11 protein-coding genes and 4 tRNA genes are annotated in these 17854 nt (G+C 51.4%); 1 reads left to right on the top strand and 14 read right to left on the bottom strand.

The window, feature by feature from the left end; genetic code table 11:
• Window positions 1–47: 47 nt before the first annotated feature.
• The 14 genes from rpoC to G536_RS0103035 form a co-directional block, all read right to left on the bottom strand.
• Complete coding sequence (rpoC, locus tag G536_RS0103100) at window positions 48–4400, bottom strand: DNA-directed RNA polymerase subunit beta' (RefSeq protein ID WP_022822118.1); 4353 nt, start codon at window positions 4398–4400, stop codon at window positions 48–50.
• A gap of 342 nt (window positions 4401–4742) precedes the next feature.
• Window positions 4743–8645 carry a DNA-directed RNA polymerase subunit beta gene (gene rpoB, locus G536_RS0103095; protein ID WP_425402113.1) on the bottom strand — a complete coding sequence of 1301 codons (3903 nt, stop codon included), beginning with the start codon at window positions 8643–8645 and terminating at the stop codon, window positions 4743–4745.
• 270 nt (window positions 8646–8915) lie between these two features.
• Window positions 8916–9293 carry a 50S ribosomal protein L7/L12 gene (gene rplL / locus G536_RS0103090; RefSeq protein WP_022822116.1) on the bottom strand — a complete coding sequence of 126 codons (378 nt, stop codon included), beginning with the start codon at window positions 9291–9293 and terminating at the stop codon, window positions 8916–8918.
• A 69-nt stretch (window positions 9294–9362) separates the two neighbouring features.
• Window positions 9363–9917 carry a 50S ribosomal protein L10 gene (rplJ, locus tag G536_RS0103085; protein ID WP_022822115.1) on the bottom strand — a complete coding sequence of 185 codons (555 nt, stop codon included), beginning with the start codon at window positions 9915–9917 and terminating at the stop codon, window positions 9363–9365.
• Window positions 9918–9936: 19 nt separating this feature from the next.
• Entirely contained in the window at window positions 9937–10632 is a 696-nt protein-coding gene (gene rplA, locus G536_RS0103080) for a 50S ribosomal protein L1 (protein ID WP_022822114.1), read from the bottom strand.
• 17 nt (window positions 10633–10649) lie between these two features.
• A complete protein-coding gene (gene rplK, locus G536_RS0103075) occupies window positions 10650–11093 on the bottom strand; it encodes a 50S ribosomal protein L11 (protein ID WP_022822113.1) in 444 nt (147 codons plus the stop codon).
• Between the two features lie 193 nt (window positions 11094–11286).
• Entirely contained in the window at window positions 11287–11847 is a 561-nt protein-coding gene (nusG, locus tag G536_RS0103070; protein WP_022822112.1) for a transcription termination/antitermination protein NusG, read from the bottom strand.
• A gap of 11 nt (window positions 11848–11858) precedes the next feature.
• The gene (gene secE, locus G536_RS0103065; protein WP_022822111.1) at window positions 11859–12053 is read right to left on the bottom strand and encodes a preprotein translocase subunit SecE; all 195 of its coding nucleotides are present in this window, start codon (window positions 12051–12053) and stop codon (window positions 11859–11861) included.
• A gap of 63 nt (window positions 12054–12116) precedes the next feature.
• Window positions 12117–12187, bottom strand: a tRNA-Trp gene (locus tag G536_RS0103060).
• A gap of 117 nt (window positions 12188–12304) precedes the next feature.
• Window positions 12305–13495 carry an elongation factor Tu gene (gene tuf, locus G536_RS0103055; RefSeq protein WP_022822110.1) on the bottom strand — a complete coding sequence of 397 codons (1191 nt, stop codon included), beginning with the start codon at window positions 13493–13495 and terminating at the stop codon, window positions 12305–12307.
• 172 nt (window positions 13496–13667) lie between these two features.
• Window positions 13668–13739: transfer RNA gene (locus G536_RS0103050), tRNA-Thr, on the bottom strand.
• A 60-nt stretch (window positions 13740–13799) separates the two neighbouring features.
• A tRNA-Gly gene (locus G536_RS0103045) sits at window positions 13800–13872 on the bottom strand.
• Between the two features lie 73 nt (window positions 13873–13945).
• A tRNA-Tyr gene (locus G536_RS0103040) sits at window positions 13946–14028 on the bottom strand.
• Between the two features lie 251 nt (window positions 14029–14279).
• Entirely contained in the window at window positions 14280–16877 is a 2598-nt protein-coding gene (locus G536_RS0103035) for a M1 family metallopeptidase (RefSeq protein WP_026879780.1), read from the bottom strand.
• A 98-nt stretch (window positions 16878–16975) separates the two neighbouring features.
• Here G536_RS0103035 and G536_RS32860 point away from each other — a divergent pair, with 98 nt between their 5' ends.
• A complete protein-coding gene (locus G536_RS32860; protein WP_022822108.1) occupies window positions 16976–17479 on the top strand; it encodes an acyl-CoA carboxylase biotin carboxyl carrier protein subunit in 504 nt (167 codons plus the stop codon).
• Window positions 17480–17854: the final 375 nt, after the last annotated feature.

Raw genomic sequence — 17854 nt, 5'->3', positions numbered from 1 at the left:
CCGGCCGAATTACTCCGGCCGGCTTCTCTTATTGACTTAACTCAGGACTAGTCCTGCACCGATTCGCGACGTGAGGCGCGAGCCGGACGCTTGGCTGGAGCTACCGTGTCGTCGGCTTTTGCCGACTGCTGGGCTTCCATTTCCTCTTTCGAGCCGACAATCTGGCGAGTGTACTCGCGCAGACCGGTACCAGCTGGAATGAGGTGACCAACGATTACGTTCTCCTTCAGGCCCAACAGTTCGTCGGCCTTGCCACGAATAGCAGCTTCCGACAGCACCTTGGTTGTCTCCTGGAAGGATGCGGCCGAGATGAACGATTGGGTACCCAGCGAAGCCTGCGTGATACCTTGCAGGGTTGGGCGAGATACTGACGGCTGAGCGTCGCGTACTTCTACCAACTGCAAGTCGCGGCGGCGCAGGCTGGAGTTTTCGTCGCGCAGGCGACGGGCACTCACAATCTGGCCAGGCTTTAGGTTAGGCGAATCGCCGGATACGGTTACCACCTTCATGTCGATGATGGTATCGTTCTCCTCCATGAAGATAATCTTGTCGATTACCTGGTTTTCGAGGAACGACGTGTCACCGGCATCCAGAATCACAACTTTCTGCATCATCTGGCGAACTACCACTTCGATGTGCTTATCGTTGATTTTCACACCCTGCAAGCGGTATACTTCCTGAATCTCGTTCACGAGGTATTCTTGCACGGCACCTGGGCCCTGAATGCTTAGGATGTCGGATGGCGTGATGGCACCGTCGGAGAGTGGCATACCGGCCCGGATGAAGTCGTTGTCCTGCACCAAGATGTGCTTGGACAGTGGCACCATGTACTTCTTCTTGACGCCGTCTTTCGACTCCACGAAGATTTCACGGTTACCACGCTTCACGGTACCATAGGTTACCACACCGTCGATTTCCGACACAACAGCCGGGTTCGATGGGTTACGTGCTTCGAAAAGCTCCGTAACGCGGGGTAGACCACCGGTAATGTCGCGGGTTTTGCCTACGGCACGCGGAATCTTGGCTAGGATATAACCTGCCTTAATTTTCTGGCCGTTCTCCACATTCAAGTGCGAACCTACTGGAATGCTATAACCACGCTGGCCTTCTTCTTCGCCTTTCTTACCAGGACGAATAATGATGGCTGGGTTCTGATCCTTCGCCTTCGATTCGATAATCACTTTCTCGCGGTGACCAGTCTGTTCGTCTGACTCCTCGCGGTAGGTGATGCCTTCGGTGATGGCGTCGTACTGAACGGTACCATCGAACTCGGCCAAAATAACCGCGTTGTAAGGGTCCCAGTTGTTCAACTCCGCACCTTTCTCCACTTCCTGGCCTTCTTCAACCAGCAAGAAAGAACCGTAAGGCACGTGGTTCGAGATAAACACTTTACCAGTGCCTTTCTCCACGATGCGAATCTCACCCGAGCGACCCATCACTACTTTCACCGGCTCCCCGTCAGGGTTGGCAGTTTCTACAGTGCGGATATCTTCGAACTCAACTACACCAGCAAACTTGGCCTTGAGGCTAGCTTCTACCGCAATGTTAGAAGCCGTACCACCTACGTGGAAGGTACGCAGGGTTAGCTGAGTACCAGGCTCACCGATGGATTGAGCAGCAATTACACCAACGGCTTCACCTTTCTGGACCATACGGCCCGACGACAGGTTACGGCCGTAGCACTTGGCGCAGATACCACGCTTCGATTCGCACGTCAGTACCGAACGGATTTCCACCGATTCAATACCAGCATTGTCGATACGACGGGTGATGTCCTCGATGATTTCCTCGCCAGCTAGCAGAATCACTTCTTCCGTTACTGGATCAACGATATCGTGTACAGTTACACGACCAAGGATACGTTCTGACAGTGGTTCTACGATATCCTCGTTGTCTTTCAACGCGAAGGTTTCGATACCACGCAGCGTACCACAGTCGCTCTCGTTCACAATAACGTCTTGCGATACGTCTACCAGACGGCGGGTCAGGTAGCCGGCGTCAGCCGTTTTCAGTGCTGTATCGGCAAGACCTTTACGAGCACCGTGGGTGGAAATAAAGTACTCGATTACGTCTAGGCCTTCTTTGAAGTTAGACAGAATCGGGTTTTCGATAATCTCACCAACTGAACCTTGCAGCGACTTCTGTGGCTTAGCCATCAGACCACGCATACCACCGAGCTGACGAATCTGCTCACGCGAACCACGGGCGCCGGAGTGCATCATCATGTAAATCGAGTTGAAGCCCTGGTCCTCTTTTTCAAGACGGCCCATGAGGGTTTCAGTGATTTGGTTGTTGATGCGGGTCCAAATATCGATAACCTGGTTGTAACGCTCGTTGTCGGTAATCAGACCCATCTGGTAGTTCTGAGTAACGGCCTTCACGTCGTTCTGTGCTTGCAGAACCAGGGCATCTTTCTCTTTCGGGATGTTGATGTCGCCCAAGCCCATCGACAGACCACCTTTGTACGCCGACTGGAAGCCGAGCGTCTTGATGTCGTCGAGGAACTGTGCGGTGCGGGCCATACCGGTCCGCTTGAACACCATCGAAATGATTTGCTGAAGCTTTTTCTTGGTCAGCAACTCATCTACGAAACCTACTTCGGTTGGTACGAGCTGGTTGAACAGCACGCGGCCAGCTACGGTCTCAATGATTTTTGTTACTAGATTGTCTTCCTCGTCACGAACGAGCGTGCGCACCTTGATATAGGCGTGCTTGGACAACTGACCTTCGTTGAGCGCAATTACAACTTCCTCGTCCGAGTAAAACATACGGCCTTCGCCTTGGATGCTCTCGTCTTCGGTGCTGCGCTTGCCTTTGGTTACGTAGTACAAGCCCAGAACCATGTCCTGCGACGGTACCGCAATTGGCGCGCCGTTGGCAGGGTTCAGGATGTTGTGCGACGCCAGCATGAGCATGGAGGCTTCCAGAATAGCGGCTGGTCCGAGTGGAACGTGCACAGCCATTTGGTCACCGTCAAAGTCAGCGTTGAATGCGGTACACACCAATGGGTGCAGCTGGATAGCTTTACCCTCGATGAGACGCGGCTGGAATGCCTGGATACCCAAGCGGTGCAAGGTAGGAGCACGGTTCAGAAGAACCGGGTGGCCCTTCAGTACGTTCTCCAAGATGTCCCACACTACAGCGTCCTTGCGGTCAACGATTTTCTTTGCCGACTTCACCGTCTTCACAATGCCGCGCTCGATGAGCTTGCGGATGATGAACGGTTTGAACAGCTCGGCTGCCATGTTCTTAGGCAGACCGCACTCGTGCAGTTTCAGCTCAGGGCCTACTACAATAACCGAACGGCCAGAGTAGTCGACACGCTTACCGAGCAAGTTCTGACGGAAGCGGCCCTGTTTGCCTTTCAGCATATCGGACAGCGACTTCAGCGCACGGTTGCCTTCAGCACGCACGGCATTTACCTTACGCGAGTTGTCGAAGAGGGAGTCAACGGCTTCCTGCAACATGCGTTTTTCGTTCCGCAGAATCACTTCAGGAGCCTTGATTTCGATCAAGCGCTTGAGGCGGTTGTTACGGATGATAACACGACGGTACAGGTCGTTCAAGTCGGAGGTAGCGAAACGGCCACCATCCAACGGAACGAGAGGGCGCAGTTCCGGTGGAATCACCGGCACCATGCGGATTACCATCCACTCGGGCTTGTTCTCCACGCGGGTAGCAGCGTCACGGAATGCTTCCACTACGCGCAGACGCTTCAGTGCTTCAGCCTTACGCTGCTGCGAAGTCTCGTGCGCAGCAGAGTCGCGCAGCGAGTACGACAGCTCGTCGAGGTTGATACGCTCCAACAGAAGTTGCAGCGCGTCGGCACCCATACGGGCGATGAATTTATTCGGGTCCTCGTTTGGCAACATCTGGTTCTCCCGGGGGAGTTTGTCGATGATGTCGAGGTATTCGTCCTCGGTGAGGAAGTCGAGCTGCTGCACGCCTTCTTCGCCCAGTACACCCGGCTGCACTACTACGTAGCGCTCGTAATAAATAATCTGATCAAGCTTCTTGGTGGGCAGGCCCAGCAAGTAGCCGATTTTATTGGGAAGAGACTTGAAGTACCAAATGTGAGCAACGGGTACCACCAATTCGATGTGGCCCATCCGCTCCCGGCGTACTTTCTTCTCGGTCACCTCTACGCCGCAACGGTCGCAGATGATGCCTTTGTAACGAATCCGCTTGTATTTGCCGCAGTGGCATTCCCAGTCCTTTACGGGACCGAAAATCCGCTCGCAAAACAGGCCGCCCATCTCGGGCTTGTACGTCCGGTAGTTGATCGTCTCGGGCTTCACTACTTCACCGTTCGACCGCTCCAAAATGGATTCGGGCGAGGCCAGCGAGATAGTGACTTTCGAGAAGTCCTGTACCAGTTTCTTGTTTTTTGCAAACGCCATGTAGGGTAGCTGTTGTTAGCTGGTGGCTTTTATCTGTTCGTTGGTTCCGCCAGTCTTAAGAATGGTCGGAAAGAACGTAACAGTTCGACTCTGCGAAAAGTGCTCTGTGGGTCGGATAGGTACGCCGCGCAGTAGTTTCTCGCCAGGTCTGGTAATCGGGTGATTCAGCAACTGAATCAAATTGCGGCCAACTACCATCGGAGGTTGATGCCGTTCTGACCTTATCTCGGAACGACGCCGGCAGCGGTTGTTATCGATTCCCCGAACCGCGGGCACTCTATGTTAATAGACTTGAAAAGTGGCTGCCAGTACCAAAGTATTAGCAGCCACTACTTTCAAACCTTAGTCAAGCGTGATTTCCAAGGCCAGACCACGCAACTCGTGAATGAGTACGTTGAATGACTCGGGGATATTCGGCTTAGGCAACACGTCGCCTTTCACAATGGCTTCGTACGCTTTGGCACGGCCTACCACGTCATCCGACTTCACCGTCAGGATTTCCTGGAGCACGTTGGAAGCACCGAACGCCTCAAGCGCCCATACTTCCATCTCACCAAAGCGCTGACCACCGAACTGCGCCTTACCACCCAGCGGCTGCTGCGTGATGAGCGAGTACGGTCCGATAGAACGAGCGTGCATCTTGTCATCAACAAGGTGACCCAGCTTCAGCATGTAAATCACACCAACTGTTACCGGCTGGTCGAAACGCTGACCAGTCAGACCATCGTGCAGATACGCACGACCGAAGTGCGGCAGACCAGCTTCCGCCAGTTCCTTCGACACTTCCTCTTCGGTAGCACCGTCGAAAATTGGGGTAGCATAGGTGCGGCCCAGCTTAAGGCCGGCCCAACCCAATACCGTTTCGTAGATCTGACCGATGTTCATCCGGCTTGGTACACCAAGCGGGTTGAGCACGATGTCCATTGGCGTGCCGTCGGGCAGGAAAGGCATGTCCTCATCGCGCACGATGCGGGCTACCACCCCTTTGTTACCGTGACGACCAGCCATTTTATCACCCACCTTCAGCTTACGCTTTTTGGCGATGTATACTTTAGCCAACTGCACGATGCCTGCTGGCAGTTCGTCGCCTACTTCCAGCGTAAACCGGTCGCGCTTGAAGCGGGCCGTGATGGTGTTACGGCGCTTGGCGTAGTTCTTCACCAGTTGCGTTACCATCGTGTTTACGCGGGCATCGGCCGTCCAACCTTCAAGAACGAGGTCCTTGAACATGTTGACTTCCTCCGGCACGGCGTAGTTGCTCTCGTCCTTGTAAGGGTTCTTCTCGGGAAACAGCGCATCTGCAATGTTCTTCTTCCCGAACTTGGCACCTTTCGCCAGGATTTCGTCGCCGAACTTGTGCTTCACCCCTTGCGAAGTTTTGCCTTCCAGTAGTTGCACTAGTTTGTCGACCATTACGGCCTTCACCGCACGCAACTCCTTAGCGTAGGCATCCTTCAGTTCTTCCACTTCCTTCTTCGACTTGGCCCGAAGGTTTTTGTCTTTCTTAGGACGGGAGAACAGCTTGGTGCCAATAACCACACCGTTCAAGGATGGCGGCGCCTTAAGCGAAGCATCCTTCACGTCGCCGGCTTTGTCACCAAAGATGGCACGGAGCAGCTTCTCTTCTGGCGTCGGGTCCGTCTCGCCCTTAGGCGTGATTTTACCGATCAGAATGTCGCCTTCCTTCACCTCAGCACCCAAACGGATAATACCGTTGTCGTCGAGGTTGCGGACAGCTTCTTCGCTCACGTTCGGAATTTCCGAAGTCAGTTCTTCTTCGCCACGCTTGGTTTCGCGCACCTCCAACTCGAACTCCTCGATGTGAATCGAAGTGAAGATATCGTCGCGCACTACTTTCTCCGAGATGACAATGGCATCCTCGAAGTTGTAACCCTGCCATGGCATAAACGCCACCTGCATGTTACGACCAAGGGCTAGTTCGCCTTTGTTCGTGCCGTAACCTTCGCAGAGTACCTGGCCTTTCACCACCCGCTCACCAGTTTTCACCAGCGGCGTTAGGTTGATGCAAGTATCCTGGTTGGTGCGACGAAACTTGATGAGGTCGTACGAAATCTTCTCAGCATCGAAGCTTACAAGGATATCGTCTTCCGTCAAGTCGTAACGCACCACGATGCGGTTAGCATCTACGTAGTCGATAACACCGTCGCCTTCCGCTACTACAAGAGTGCGGGAGTCGCTAGCTACGCGGCCTTCCAAGCCAGTGCCCACAATCGGGGCCTCGGCTTTCAACAACGGAACAGCCTGGCGCTGCATGTTCGAACCCATCAGAGCACGGTTGGCATCATCGTGTTCCAAGAAAGGAATCAGCGAAGCAGCAACCGATACAATCTGGTTGGGGGCTACGTCCATGTAGCTGTACTCCGAAGGACCTACTACCGGGAAGTCACCTTCGAAACGACCTTTCACAAGTTCGTTCGTGAAGTTGCCTTCCTCATCGATACGGGCGTTAGCCTGCGCGATGTGGTGAGTATCTTCTTCTTCAGCCGTCAGGTATTTTACGTTCGAGCTAACGTCTACTTTACCACCCTCTACATTGCGGTAAGGCGTCTCGATGAAGCCCATCGAGTTAACCCGAGCGTGCACGCAAAGCGACGAAATCAGACCGATGTTCGGTCCTTCCGGCGTTTCGATGGTGCAGAGGCGGCCGTAGTGCGTGTAGTGAACGTCACGTACTTCGAAACCAGCCCGCTCGCGCGACAGACCTCCTGGCCCAAGAGCCGATACGCGACGCTTGTGCGTCACCTCAGCCAGCGGGTTGGTTTGGTCCATAAACTGCGACAACTGGTTGGTGCCGAAGAACGAATTGATAACTGACGACAGCGTACGGGCGTTGATCAGATCAACTGGCTTGAAGTCCTCGTTGTCGCGCACGTTCATGCGCTCCTTGATGGTACGCGCCATACGGGCCAGACCTACACCAAATTGGGCGTACAGCTGCTCCCCTACCGTGCGCACCCGGCGGTTACTCAAGTGGTCAATGTCATCGACAATGGCCTTCGAGTTGATCAGACCGATCAAGTATTTCACAATCAGAACAATGTCCTGGTTGGTCAACACCCGAGCCTCCTGGCTCATATCGATGCCAAGCTTCTTGTTGATACGGTAGCGGCCTACGTCGCCGAGGTCATAGCGCTTGTCCGAAAAGAACAGCTTCTGGATGATGTCGCGGGCAGTTTCTTCGTCGGGAGCCTCCGTATTCCGGAGTTGACGGTAGATCTGCTCAACGGCTTCTTTCTCCGAGTTGGAGTTATCCTTTTGCAGCGTGTTGTATATGATAGCGAAGTCCGCAATGTTCACGTTCTCCTTATGCAGAATCACCGACTTAGGGCCTGCATTGAGAATCGTTTCGATGTCGTCCTCCTGAATAGTCGAGTCGCGCTCCAGCAACACTTCGTTCCGGTCGATAGACACCACTTCACCGGTATCCTCGTCTACGAAGTCTTCCGTCCAAGTACGCAGCACCCGGGCAGCCAACTTGCGGCCAACGGCGCGCTTCAGGTTCTTGCGGTCAGCCTTCACCTCTTCCGACAACCCGAACAAATCGAGAATGTCTTTGTCGGTGCCGTAACCGATAGCGCGGAGCAGCGTAGTAACCGGAAACTTCTTCTTCCGGTCGATGTAAGCGTACATCACGTTGTTCACGTCCGTGGCAAACTCAATCCACGAACCTTTGAACGGAATGATACGGGCCGAATACAGCTTCGTGCCGTTGGTGTGCTTGCTTTGCGCAAAGAACACACCTGGTGAACGGTGCAGCTGCGATACAATAACACGCTCAGCACCGTTGATAACGAACGAGCCTTTTTCGGTCATGTAAGGGATATTCCCCAAAAACACTTCCTGCTCAATCGTCTCGAAATCTTCGTTGTCCGTGTCATTGCAGACCAGGCGCAACTTAGCTTTCAACGGCACTGAATAAGTCAAGCCGCGGTCGATACACTCATCCACCGAATATTTCGGAGGATCTACGTGATAGTCGATGAATGTCAGAACAAAGTTTTCGCGCGAGTCCGAAATCGGAAAGTTCTCGGCGAATACTTTGAAAAGGCCCTCATCAGTGCGGTTTTCGGCAGCCGTTTCCAATTGGAAGAAGTCCATGAAAGAGCGAACCTGCACGTCCAAGAAATCCGGATACTCGATAACCTTTTTAATCTTGGCAAAATTGATCCGCTCGTCAGCGGCCTGCAGCTTCTGCAATGCAGTTTGTGCGTTCGGTGTAGCCAATGTATGTGGGGTTAAGAAATGACACTGGGAAAGCACTGACTCACCAAATAAATGGTGACAAATTATCGGCAAGCTGCTTGTTAGCTTATCTTAGCCGATACACAGAAGCGCGAAGCAGAACTTCACGCATCAGGGTCCGTAGGCACAAAAAGCCGCAAAGCGGCGTGCAAACGAACTTCAGTATAGTTTGTTGCCTACAAACAGGAAAAGACCTGGCTTAGTTGCCAGGCCTCTCCTTATTTGTCGGTTAAAAGCGGCGTTGCAGAGTAATTACTTAACCTCTACTTCAGCACCAGCTTCTTCCAGCTGCTTCTTCAGCGACTCAGCTTCGTCTTTGGTAACACCTTCTTTCAAAGGCTTAGGGGCACCGTCAACTAGTTCTTTAGCTTCTTTCAAGCCAAGGCCGGTCAGGTCTTTCACCAGCTTAACAACAGCCAGTTTAGCGCTACCCGCAGCTTTTAAGATTACGTCGAACGAAGTCTTCTCTTCTGGAGCATCAGCAGCAGCAGCGCCACCACCAGCAACCATTACGGGAGCAGCAGCAGCTGGCTCAATGCCGTACTCATCCTTCAAGATGGTAGCCAACTCGTTTACTTCTTTTACCGTCAGGCTAACGAGCTGCTCGGCGAATGCTTTCAAATCTGCCATTTCTGTAGATTGTTAAAAAAGGGGGTTGTTGAACTTTTGAATTGTATGCGTGAAAAAGATGAGCAGCGGTTAGCCTGCAACCTCTTCTTTTTCGGAAAGCGTTTTGAGGATACCAGCCAGTTTACTCCCGCCGCTCGACAGAGCAGAGATAACATTCTTGGCAGGCGACTGCAGCAAGCCGATAACATCGCCAATAAGCTCTTGCTTGCCTTTGATGGTGCTGAGTGTATCCAGTTGATTAGCTCCTACATAGATGCTAGCATCAATGTAAGCACCTTTCAATGCAGGCTTTGGAACAGCGTTTTTGCCGTAGTTCTGCGCCTTGTAGAAATCCTTCAGCAACTTAGCAGGGGCCGAACCTGACTCTTTCGAGAACAGTACGCCCGACTGGCCAGCCAGTGCAGCATCCATTTCAGCCGTGTCGCCACCCAGGGTGTCGAGGGCCTTACGGATAAAGGTATTTTTGTACACCTTGTACTCCAACCCACGGTTGAAGCACAGGCGACGAAATTCGTTGATTTTCGCCACCGACATTCCCGAAGCATCGGCAATGTAGAACGCGTTGTGCGATTGAAACTTCTCGCTCAACTCGTCGACTAGGGCTTGTTTTTCTTCCCGGTTCATATCGTCGTGTTGGTTTTACTTAAGCGGAAGTTACTTGCGTGTCAACCGGAACGGCAGGGCTCATCGTGCTCGAAAGCGTGATGCTCTTAATGTACGTACCCTTAGACGAAGAAGGCTTCAAACGGGTCAGCGTCTGAATTACTTCAATAGCGTTTTCAGCGAGCTTCTGCTCATCGAAAGACACTTTGCCTACCGAGCAGTGAATGATACCTGTTTTGTCAACTTTAAAGTCAATTTTACCAGCTTTCACTTCTTGCACCGCTTTGGCTACGTCCGTAGTTACGGTACCCGACTTCGGGTTTGGCATCAGGCCACGAGGACCCAGTACCCGACCCAAACGACCAACCTTTGCCATCACAGATGGCATAGTGATGATTACGTCGATGTCTGTCCAGCCCTTCTCGATTTTCGAGATGTAGTCGTCCAACCCAACATAGTCAGCACCGGCAGCAGTAGCTTCGGCTTCCTTGTCAGGAGTCACGAGGGCCAATACACGAACGGTTTTGCCAGTACCGTGGGGCAACGTAGCTACTCCACGTACCATCTGGTCGGCTTTGCGAGGATCAACACCCAGACGAACGTCGATATCTACAGAAGCGTCGAATTTGGTATAGGTAATGTCCTTTACCACTTTGGCCGCTTCTACTAGGTTACGAACCTGAGTTAGATCGTGCTTAGCAAGGGCTTCCTTGCGTTTTTTGCTTACTTGTGCCATGTCTTCTCCGTCGTTAATTATTCAGCAAAAGGAGAAGTGCCCGACACAGTGATGCCCATACTGCGAGCCGTACCGGCTACTTGCAACATTGCGGACTCCACTTTGAAAGCGTTCAGGTCTGGCATCTTCGTTTCAGCGATGGTGCGCACCTGGTCCCATGATACCGAACCAACCTTATTACGGTTGGGCTCTTTCGAACCACTCTGGAGCTTAGCAGCCTCCATGAGGAGAACTGGCACCGGAGGAGTTTTCACAACGAAGTCGAACGACTTGTCGGTGTACATGGTGATGAGTACAGGACAAACTTGGCCGGCCTTATCTTGGGTGCGAGCATTGAACTGCTTGCAGAACTCCATGATGTTAAGGCCTTTGCTACCAAGTGCAGGTCCAACCGGCGGCGCGGGGTTCGCGGCACCTCCCTTTATCTGAAGCTTCAGATAACCTCTAATTTCCTTGGCCATTTGGTTTGTAAGGCTTTGGAGTCAGCGACGTAACCCGCATCATCCTCAGTTTTTTAATAACTCCGAGTGGAAGCCCCGTCGGTCCGGAGTCGATAACCGACGACGTTTTCTTGTCTGAAACTTAGAGTTGAGAGCTTAGAACTTGGACGTTACGTTGGTCCGAGTTCTAAGCTCTCCGATCTGAAATTCTCAGTTATGACTCTTTTTCAACCTGGGTATAGCTTAGCTCCATTGGAGTGCTACGGCCGAATATTTTCACAATTACGTTGAGCTTCTTACGCTCCTCGAATACCTCTGACACATTGCCGGAGAAGCCGCTAAAGGCACCATCCACCACTTTTACTAGTTCACCTACTACAAAAGGAGTTTCCAGTGTCGCGGTTTCCTCTTCTGTCTCATCTACTATGCCGAGGATGCGGTTTACTTCAGCTAAGCGCAGTGGAACAGGCTTCGTATTAGCAGTCTTTCCTTCTTTATCACTTAGAAAACCTAGAATACCAGGCGTACTAGTGATGATGTGGTCCACTTCACCATGTGAAAGATCAGCATGGATCAGGATATAGCCGGGAAAGAAGTTACGCTCACGTACCCGCTTTTTGCCGTTCCTCATTTCATACACTTTCTCTGCTGGAATCAGCACTTGTGGCATCAGGTCAGAAAGACCGTGCCGACCAATTTCAGTTTCGAGATAGGTCTTGGCCTTTTTCTCTTGTCCGCTAACTGAGCGAACCACGTACCATTTCAACTCTCCCATCTGCGGACCGATTAACGGAAGGAATTGTAGAACGCCTCCAAACCGGTTTTGAAAATTACGTCCATTAGGCCTACAACAGCAGCAAAAACTAATGAACCGATCAGCACCAAACCGGCGCTTTTCTGCAGCTCCTCAAAAGAAGGCCACGTTACCTTGTAACGCATTTCTTCAGTTGTATCGCGGAAGTACTTAGTTAGCTTGCTCATTGTGCGTCGCCTATGGGCTGGCTTTGATTACATGAAGCTAGGCTTGACCTGCTTTGCTTAAAGCACGAGTGGAGAGATTCGAACTCCCATCAAAGGTTTTGGAGACCTCTATTCTACCCTTGAACTACACTCGTGTATTTATCCTCTTCCCACCTCTGTGGGATTGGGACTGCAAATGTACTGAACTACTTAGACAAAACAAATCCGTCTCCGAAAAAAATCGGAGACGGATTGTATTGTTCTAGCAAAAATTAGTCGAGGATTTCAGTAACCTGACCAGCCCCTACTGTACGTCCACCTTCGCGGATAGCGAAACGCAGACCTTTTTCCATTGCCACTTTGTTGATCAACTCAACAGTGATGGTAACGTTGTCACCAGGCATTACCATTTCTACACCTTCACCCAAAGTGATGATGCCAGTAACGTCGGTGGTACGCAGGTAAAACTGTGGACGGTAGTTGTTGAAGAACGGCGTGTGACGGCCACCCTCCTCTTTCGAGAGAACGTACACTTCAGCCTTGAACTTTTGGTGAGGAGTTACCGAACCTGGTTTGCAGATAACCATACCACGACGGATGGCTTCTTTTTCAATACCACGGAGCAACAGACCTACGTTGTCACCAGCTTCACCACGGTCAAGAATCTTGCGGAACATCTCAACACCGGTCACGGTCGACTTCAGGCCGGCGACAGCGCCCATACCCAAGATGTCAACTTGCTCACCCGAGTTGATGATACCACGCTCGATACGACCGGTAGCAACAGTACCACGACCAGTGATAGAGAATACGTCCTCTACTGGCATCAGGAAGGGCAGGTCGGTCAAACGAGCAGGAATTGGAATGAAGCTGTCAACAGCATCCATCAGTTCCTCGATCTTAGGAACCCAGTTAGCATCACCGTTCAAACCACCTAGGGCAGAACCCTGGATAACTGGAATGTTGTCGCCATCAAAATCGTAGAAAGAAAGCAACTCGCGGATTTCCATCTCTACCAACTCGAGCAGTTCTGGATCGTCCACCATGTCCACTTTGTTCATGAACACAACGAGCTGAGGTACACCTACCTGACGGGCAAGCAGGATGTGCTCACGAGTCTGAGGCATTGGGCCGTCAGTAGCAGCTACTACAAGGATAGCGCCATCCATCTGAGCAGCACCAGTTACCATGTTTTTCACATAGTCAGCGTGACCAGGACAGTCAACGTGAGCATAGTGGCGATTAGCAGTAGCGTATTCTACGTGAGCCGTGTTGATCGTGATACCACGCTCTTTTTCTTCGGGAGCGTTATCGATCGACGAGAAGTCACGCTTAGCAGCCAAACCTTTGCCCGCCAATACCGTGGTGATAGCAGCAGTCAGGGTGGTTTTGCCGTGGTCGACGTGCCCGATCGTACCGATGTTCACGTGCGGCTTGGAACGATCAAAATTTTCTTTGGCCATTGTAATGAGATTAAAAAAGAACTTTAAAGTAAAGTAGGCAGAAAAACGTGACTCGGCTATACTACAAGAAAGCGAAACGCAGCTCCGTTAAATAAGGATTGCACGTCGCTTTACTTGTCTCATAGATCCCACCAAAAGCAATGCTATTGTTCTGGTGGCACTCGTAATTCTGAGCCATTTATGGGATTTGAACCCATGACCTCTTCCTTACCAAGGAAGTGCTCTACCACTGAGCTAAAACGGCTTATATTTTATTTCTGCAAAGCTACAACGAATGTCACACAGTTTACAACTAGTTGCACTGAGCGGGAGACGAGGTTCGAACCCGCGACCTGCAGCTTGGAAGGCTGCCGCTCTACCAACTGAGCTACTCCCGCATATATATCAACCAATGCTTAACATAGACAACCAAAATGGTTGTCGCCTGCTGGCTGTTCAGTTGGTTGCTTGTGGGGGGAGAAGGATTCGAACCTTCGAAAGCTTACGCTAACAGAGTTACAGTCTGTCCCATTTGGCCGCTCTGGAACCCCCCCAAGCATTTATTCACAGCCATTTGCTTTGAATATTCTCGCTTCAACAAGTTCGGCTACTTAGCCAGGTTGTTAAATTGAGTTGCAAAATTAGTGGCTTTATGATGTAAGTCAAGCGCCCGCTTCAAAAACAGCTTACTTTTTTTTGGATATCCTGACTGCTCCATTATTCGCACACCAGCTAACTCACTGATTACATTATCCCAAAGCCATTGAAAGGCGCCAACTGCCACTATAAAATATTTTTCATCTGACTACTGCATGAGGGCATAGTATGCTTTTACTTGCTCGTCCTTTTCCTTGCTACGGATATCTTGCATTGTGGCTTTTAGAGTAGGCATGCTGGGTGCTAAGATGTTCAGCCCCCGGTAGGCACCCAGCCGTACATAATTGCGCGGACTAGTACGCGCTAAGCTTTCTAGCTTCTGGACGCCTTTATCTCGCTCCACAACCGGAATACGTAGCATGAAAGTGGCAAAGTTAGGCAGATACGACTGATACAAATCCGCTTCACTCACATCGGGTAGGCGGCGTAGAAACCACTGGTATTGTTCGATTGAGTTGCCATTGAGGGAGTAATAGGCAGATAGCGCACTTAAGACTTCACGACTCTTTGTTTCCTGCAACGCATTGATACGCTCACGGGAATCAGGAGTAGGTGACTTAGCCAGTGCCTGTATGGCTGCACTAGTTACATGGTAGGAACTATCGGATAGCGCGGCGGTATAAATAGCACCGTAGTCTTCATTGTTGAAGGCGGACAGTGTGGTTATGGTAGTGGCACGCACTTGATTGTTCTTGTCGGTGGTGGCTACTCGCTGAAGCTCTTTGCGCACGGCATTACCTTCGGCTCCCTTGTAGCGACGCAAAGCTTGCACGGCCGCCAAACGAACAGCCCAGAACTTATCATCCAGAGCATTGCGTAGCATTGCGCTTACTGTCAGATCCGAGTTTTTGCTTCGGAGTTGGTCGATGGCCTCGTATTTCTGTAGATAACTGCGGGCGTGGCTGAACTGGTAGAGCAGTTCATCTTGGCTCCGCTCCTCTTCTATCTGCCCTAGCAGTTGGGCTTCATTATCGAATTTGACGAGGCTGGGTCGCTGATTGGCCGGTAACCGGAACGTCTGGTCGGCTTTCGTGACGACAATGCGGTGGTCGGTTGGCTGATTATTAACCCAAGTGGTAACTGTAACGGGCAGGCGGTAGATAGGCGTGAATGTAGAATCCTGGAGTTGCTGAACGCGCAAGCTCACTTGGTTGCCAGCATAACTATGCGTTATCTTCAACTCGGGGTGTCCCCGCTGCAAAAACCACTGGTCGAAAAACCACATCAAATCTTCGCCGGTGGTTTCCTCGAAAGCCAGGCGGAGTTTGGAAAGCTCGGTGCTTGAGAGCTTGTTGTGCGTCAGATATCGGTTCAGCGCAGTGAAGAAAGCATCATCGCCGACGTACTTGCGCAACATGTGCAGCACCCGGCCGCCTTTGTCGTAGGAATGCCGGTCGAACATATCTTCGTTCTGGGCATAGTGATAGCGAATGAGCGGCTCCCGTTTGCTTTGCGCCTCTTCTAGGTAGCGGTTCATCTTTTCCTGCTGCACCAAAGCAGCGGCATCGGCCCCGTACTTATACTCGGCCCATAGCAATTCAGAATAGTCAGCAAAGGATTCATTAAGGGGCAGATTCGCCCATGATTCAGTTGTGACATAGTCGCCGAACCAATGGTGAAACAGCTCGTGCGCTACCGTGGATTCAGGCTCGTAGCCCACATCGAGTAGCTCACGGGCAGTAAACTGCACAATGCTTTGCTCGAATGTGACGGCCGTAGTGTTTTCCATAGCTCCCGACACAAAGTCGTGAACGGCTACTTGGCTGTACTTCTCCCACGGAAAATCAACGCCAAGCTTCTGCGAAAAGAAGGTCAACATTTCCGGCGTATTACCGAAAACTGCTTTAGCAGTACCAGCGAATTTCGGATCAACGTAATAATCAACCGCTTTACCACGCCACGAATCGCTTATTACAGCAAAGTCGCCGGCAGCTAGCATGGTCAAATAGGGAGCATGTGGCAGGCTTTGTTTCCAAGTATCGGTGCGGGTACCGTCGCTGTTTTTCTTGGAGCCAACCAACAAGCCATTGGACAACGTTTTCAAATTGGCCTCCACCGTCAGGCTAATTTCCTGCGTCATGCGCTGGTTAGGCTTGTCGATGGTCGGAAACCAGCACGAACTGCCCTCGGTTTCACCTTGCGTCCAAACCTGACGCGGCTTGGTCTTATCGGTGCCCATAGGATTGATGAAATACAATCCTTTGTCCCCGGTAATAGCAGCACTCCCCCCTGCCTCTAATTCATTGGGTTTAGCCGTGTATTGCACACGTACTTGGTAGGGCTCAGCTCGACTGTACTGCCGGTCAAGCGTGACGGTTAGCTTCTTTTTATCGTAGGTAAAGTTGAGATTCTTCTCTTTGGTGCCAGTTACCAAGCGTACCGATTTTACGTCAAACCCTTTGGCATCAAGCACTACCTGATTCTGAGGGTAGAAATGGGGCCGCAATGTGAGCGTGGCCGTGCCAAGTAACCACTGCCGGCTCCAGTCCAGCCGAACATCAAGCTTGGTATCAAGTAAATCGTGAACAATGGTAGCGGCTGGCTGCACCGGGTTGGTTGGTGGCAGCCAGGATGGTACAACTATAGAGGCGGGAGCAGGCGAGGCTGAAACTGACTCACTGGCTGCTGGCGTTTTCTTGTGAGCAGCTTTATTGGTTGCTGACTTGCTCGACTTAACCGCCTGAGCTGCTGCTTCCAACTGGCACACAAGAACAAGACTTAAAACGCCGAGAAGCGAATATTTCATGCGAAAATGCAAGGAGTGTATGGGACCTCAAGTTCCGAAATTATTTGAGATTTGGACTATCTTTAAGCCCTTTTCACCCCGCTCCTCTCCTCCTACTTATGCTACAAGTCAGCACCAATTCCACTCAAACCTGGGATGTAGACTATCACCCCAACGGTGCGATAACCGTCAATAATGAGCTATTTGAGTGGAACATCACGGCGCTGGGGCAAAGCCGGTTTCATATGGTTTACAACAACCAATCAGTAGTGGCCGAAGTAGTGGACGCAGACTATACTGCCAAGACTTTCCGGGTGAAGCTGAACGGTCAATTGGTGGAACTCCAAGTGAAGGACCGCTTTGACTTATTGCTTAGCAAGCTCGGCATGAGTGCTATCGGCGTCAGCAAAGTGAACGAACTGAAAGCTCCTATGCCAGGTCTTATTGTAGCCGTTCGGGTGGAGCCAGGCCAAACCGTACAGAAAGGTGATGCCTTACTAGTACTGGAAGCAATGAAGATGGAAAACATTCTCAAAGCTCCAGCCGACGGAACAATTGGCGTCATTAAAGTCGAGCTTCGCGACAACGTAACAAAAGGCCAAGTGCTTATTCAATTCACTTGATTGTAAATGGCTCGTTTAGTACTCGGCAGCTGACTACCCTACATACTCTACCTTGCTGCCCTCTGGTAATTCATCCTTTTCCTATGAACGACAAGCAGCGCTTACGCGAAATCGAGGAAGTCTTGACCGTGATTTACAAGCGCAGGAAGTGCTAAAGGCGGAAGTGCGTTTGCTACGAGCAGAGCGTGACCAAGCTGGAGAACGTATATCCTGGTTGGAACGCGCCGTGGAATCTAAGCAGCGCAACACGCATTTTTTTCTCTCTTTCGAGTCAAGCACAGCACTCAACGTTCTTCAGGCAGAGCAGCTTTTACTAGTTTTAATGCAGCCGCAAGCACAGAATTAACTTTTTCTGTGAAATTTTACCCCTGATTT

Origin of the sequence: Hymenobacter norwichensis DSM 15439 (genome assembly GCF_000420705.1) — a bacterium.
GTDB classification, from domain to species: Bacteria; Bacteroidota; Bacteroidia; order Cytophagales; family Hymenobacteraceae; genus Hymenobacter; species Hymenobacter norwichensis.
Note: the sequence above shows the minus strand (reverse complement) of the source record. Positions and strands in the feature narration are given on the sequence as shown.

What these genes read in the sequence shown, in the direction of transcription:
- rpoC (WP_022822118.1), bottom strand. Translation starts at nt 4,400, where the DNA reads ATGGCGTTTGCAAAAAACAAGAAACTGGTACAGGACTTCTCGAAAGTC.
- rplL (WP_022822116.1), bottom strand. Translation starts at nt 9,293, where the DNA reads ATGGCAGATTTGAAAGCATTCGCCGAGCAGCTCGTTAGCCTGACGGTA.
- rplJ (WP_022822115.1), bottom strand. Translation starts at nt 9,917, where the DNA reads ATGAACCGGGAAGAAAAACAAGCCCTAGTCGACGAGTTGAGCGAGAAG.
- rplA (WP_022822114.1), bottom strand. Translation starts at nt 10,632, where the DNA reads ATGGCACAAGTAAGCAAAAAACGCAAGGAAGCCCTTGCTAAGCACGAT.
- rplK (WP_022822113.1), bottom strand. Translation starts at nt 11,093, where the DNA reads ATGGCCAAGGAAATTAGAGGTTATCTGAAGCTTCAGATAAAGGGAGGT.
- nusG (WP_022822112.1), bottom strand. Translation starts at nt 11,847, where the DNA reads ATGGGAGAGTTGAAATGGTACGTGGTTCGCTCAGTTAGCGGACAAGAG.
- secE (WP_022822111.1), bottom strand. Translation starts at nt 12,053, where the DNA reads ATGAGCAAGCTAACTAAGTACTTCCGCGATACAACTGAAGAAATGCGT.
- tuf (WP_022822110.1), bottom strand. Translation starts at nt 13,495, where the DNA reads ATGGCCAAAGAAAATTTTGATCGTTCCAAGCCGCACGTGAACATCGGT.
- G536_RS0103035 (WP_026879780.1), bottom strand. Translation starts at nt 16,877, where the DNA reads ATGAAATATTCGCTTCTCGGCGTTTTAAGTCTTGTTCTTGTGTGCCAG.
- G536_RS32860 (WP_022822108.1), top strand. Translation starts at nt 16,976, where the DNA reads ATGCTACAAGTCAGCACCAATTCCACTCAAACCTGGGATGTAGACTAT.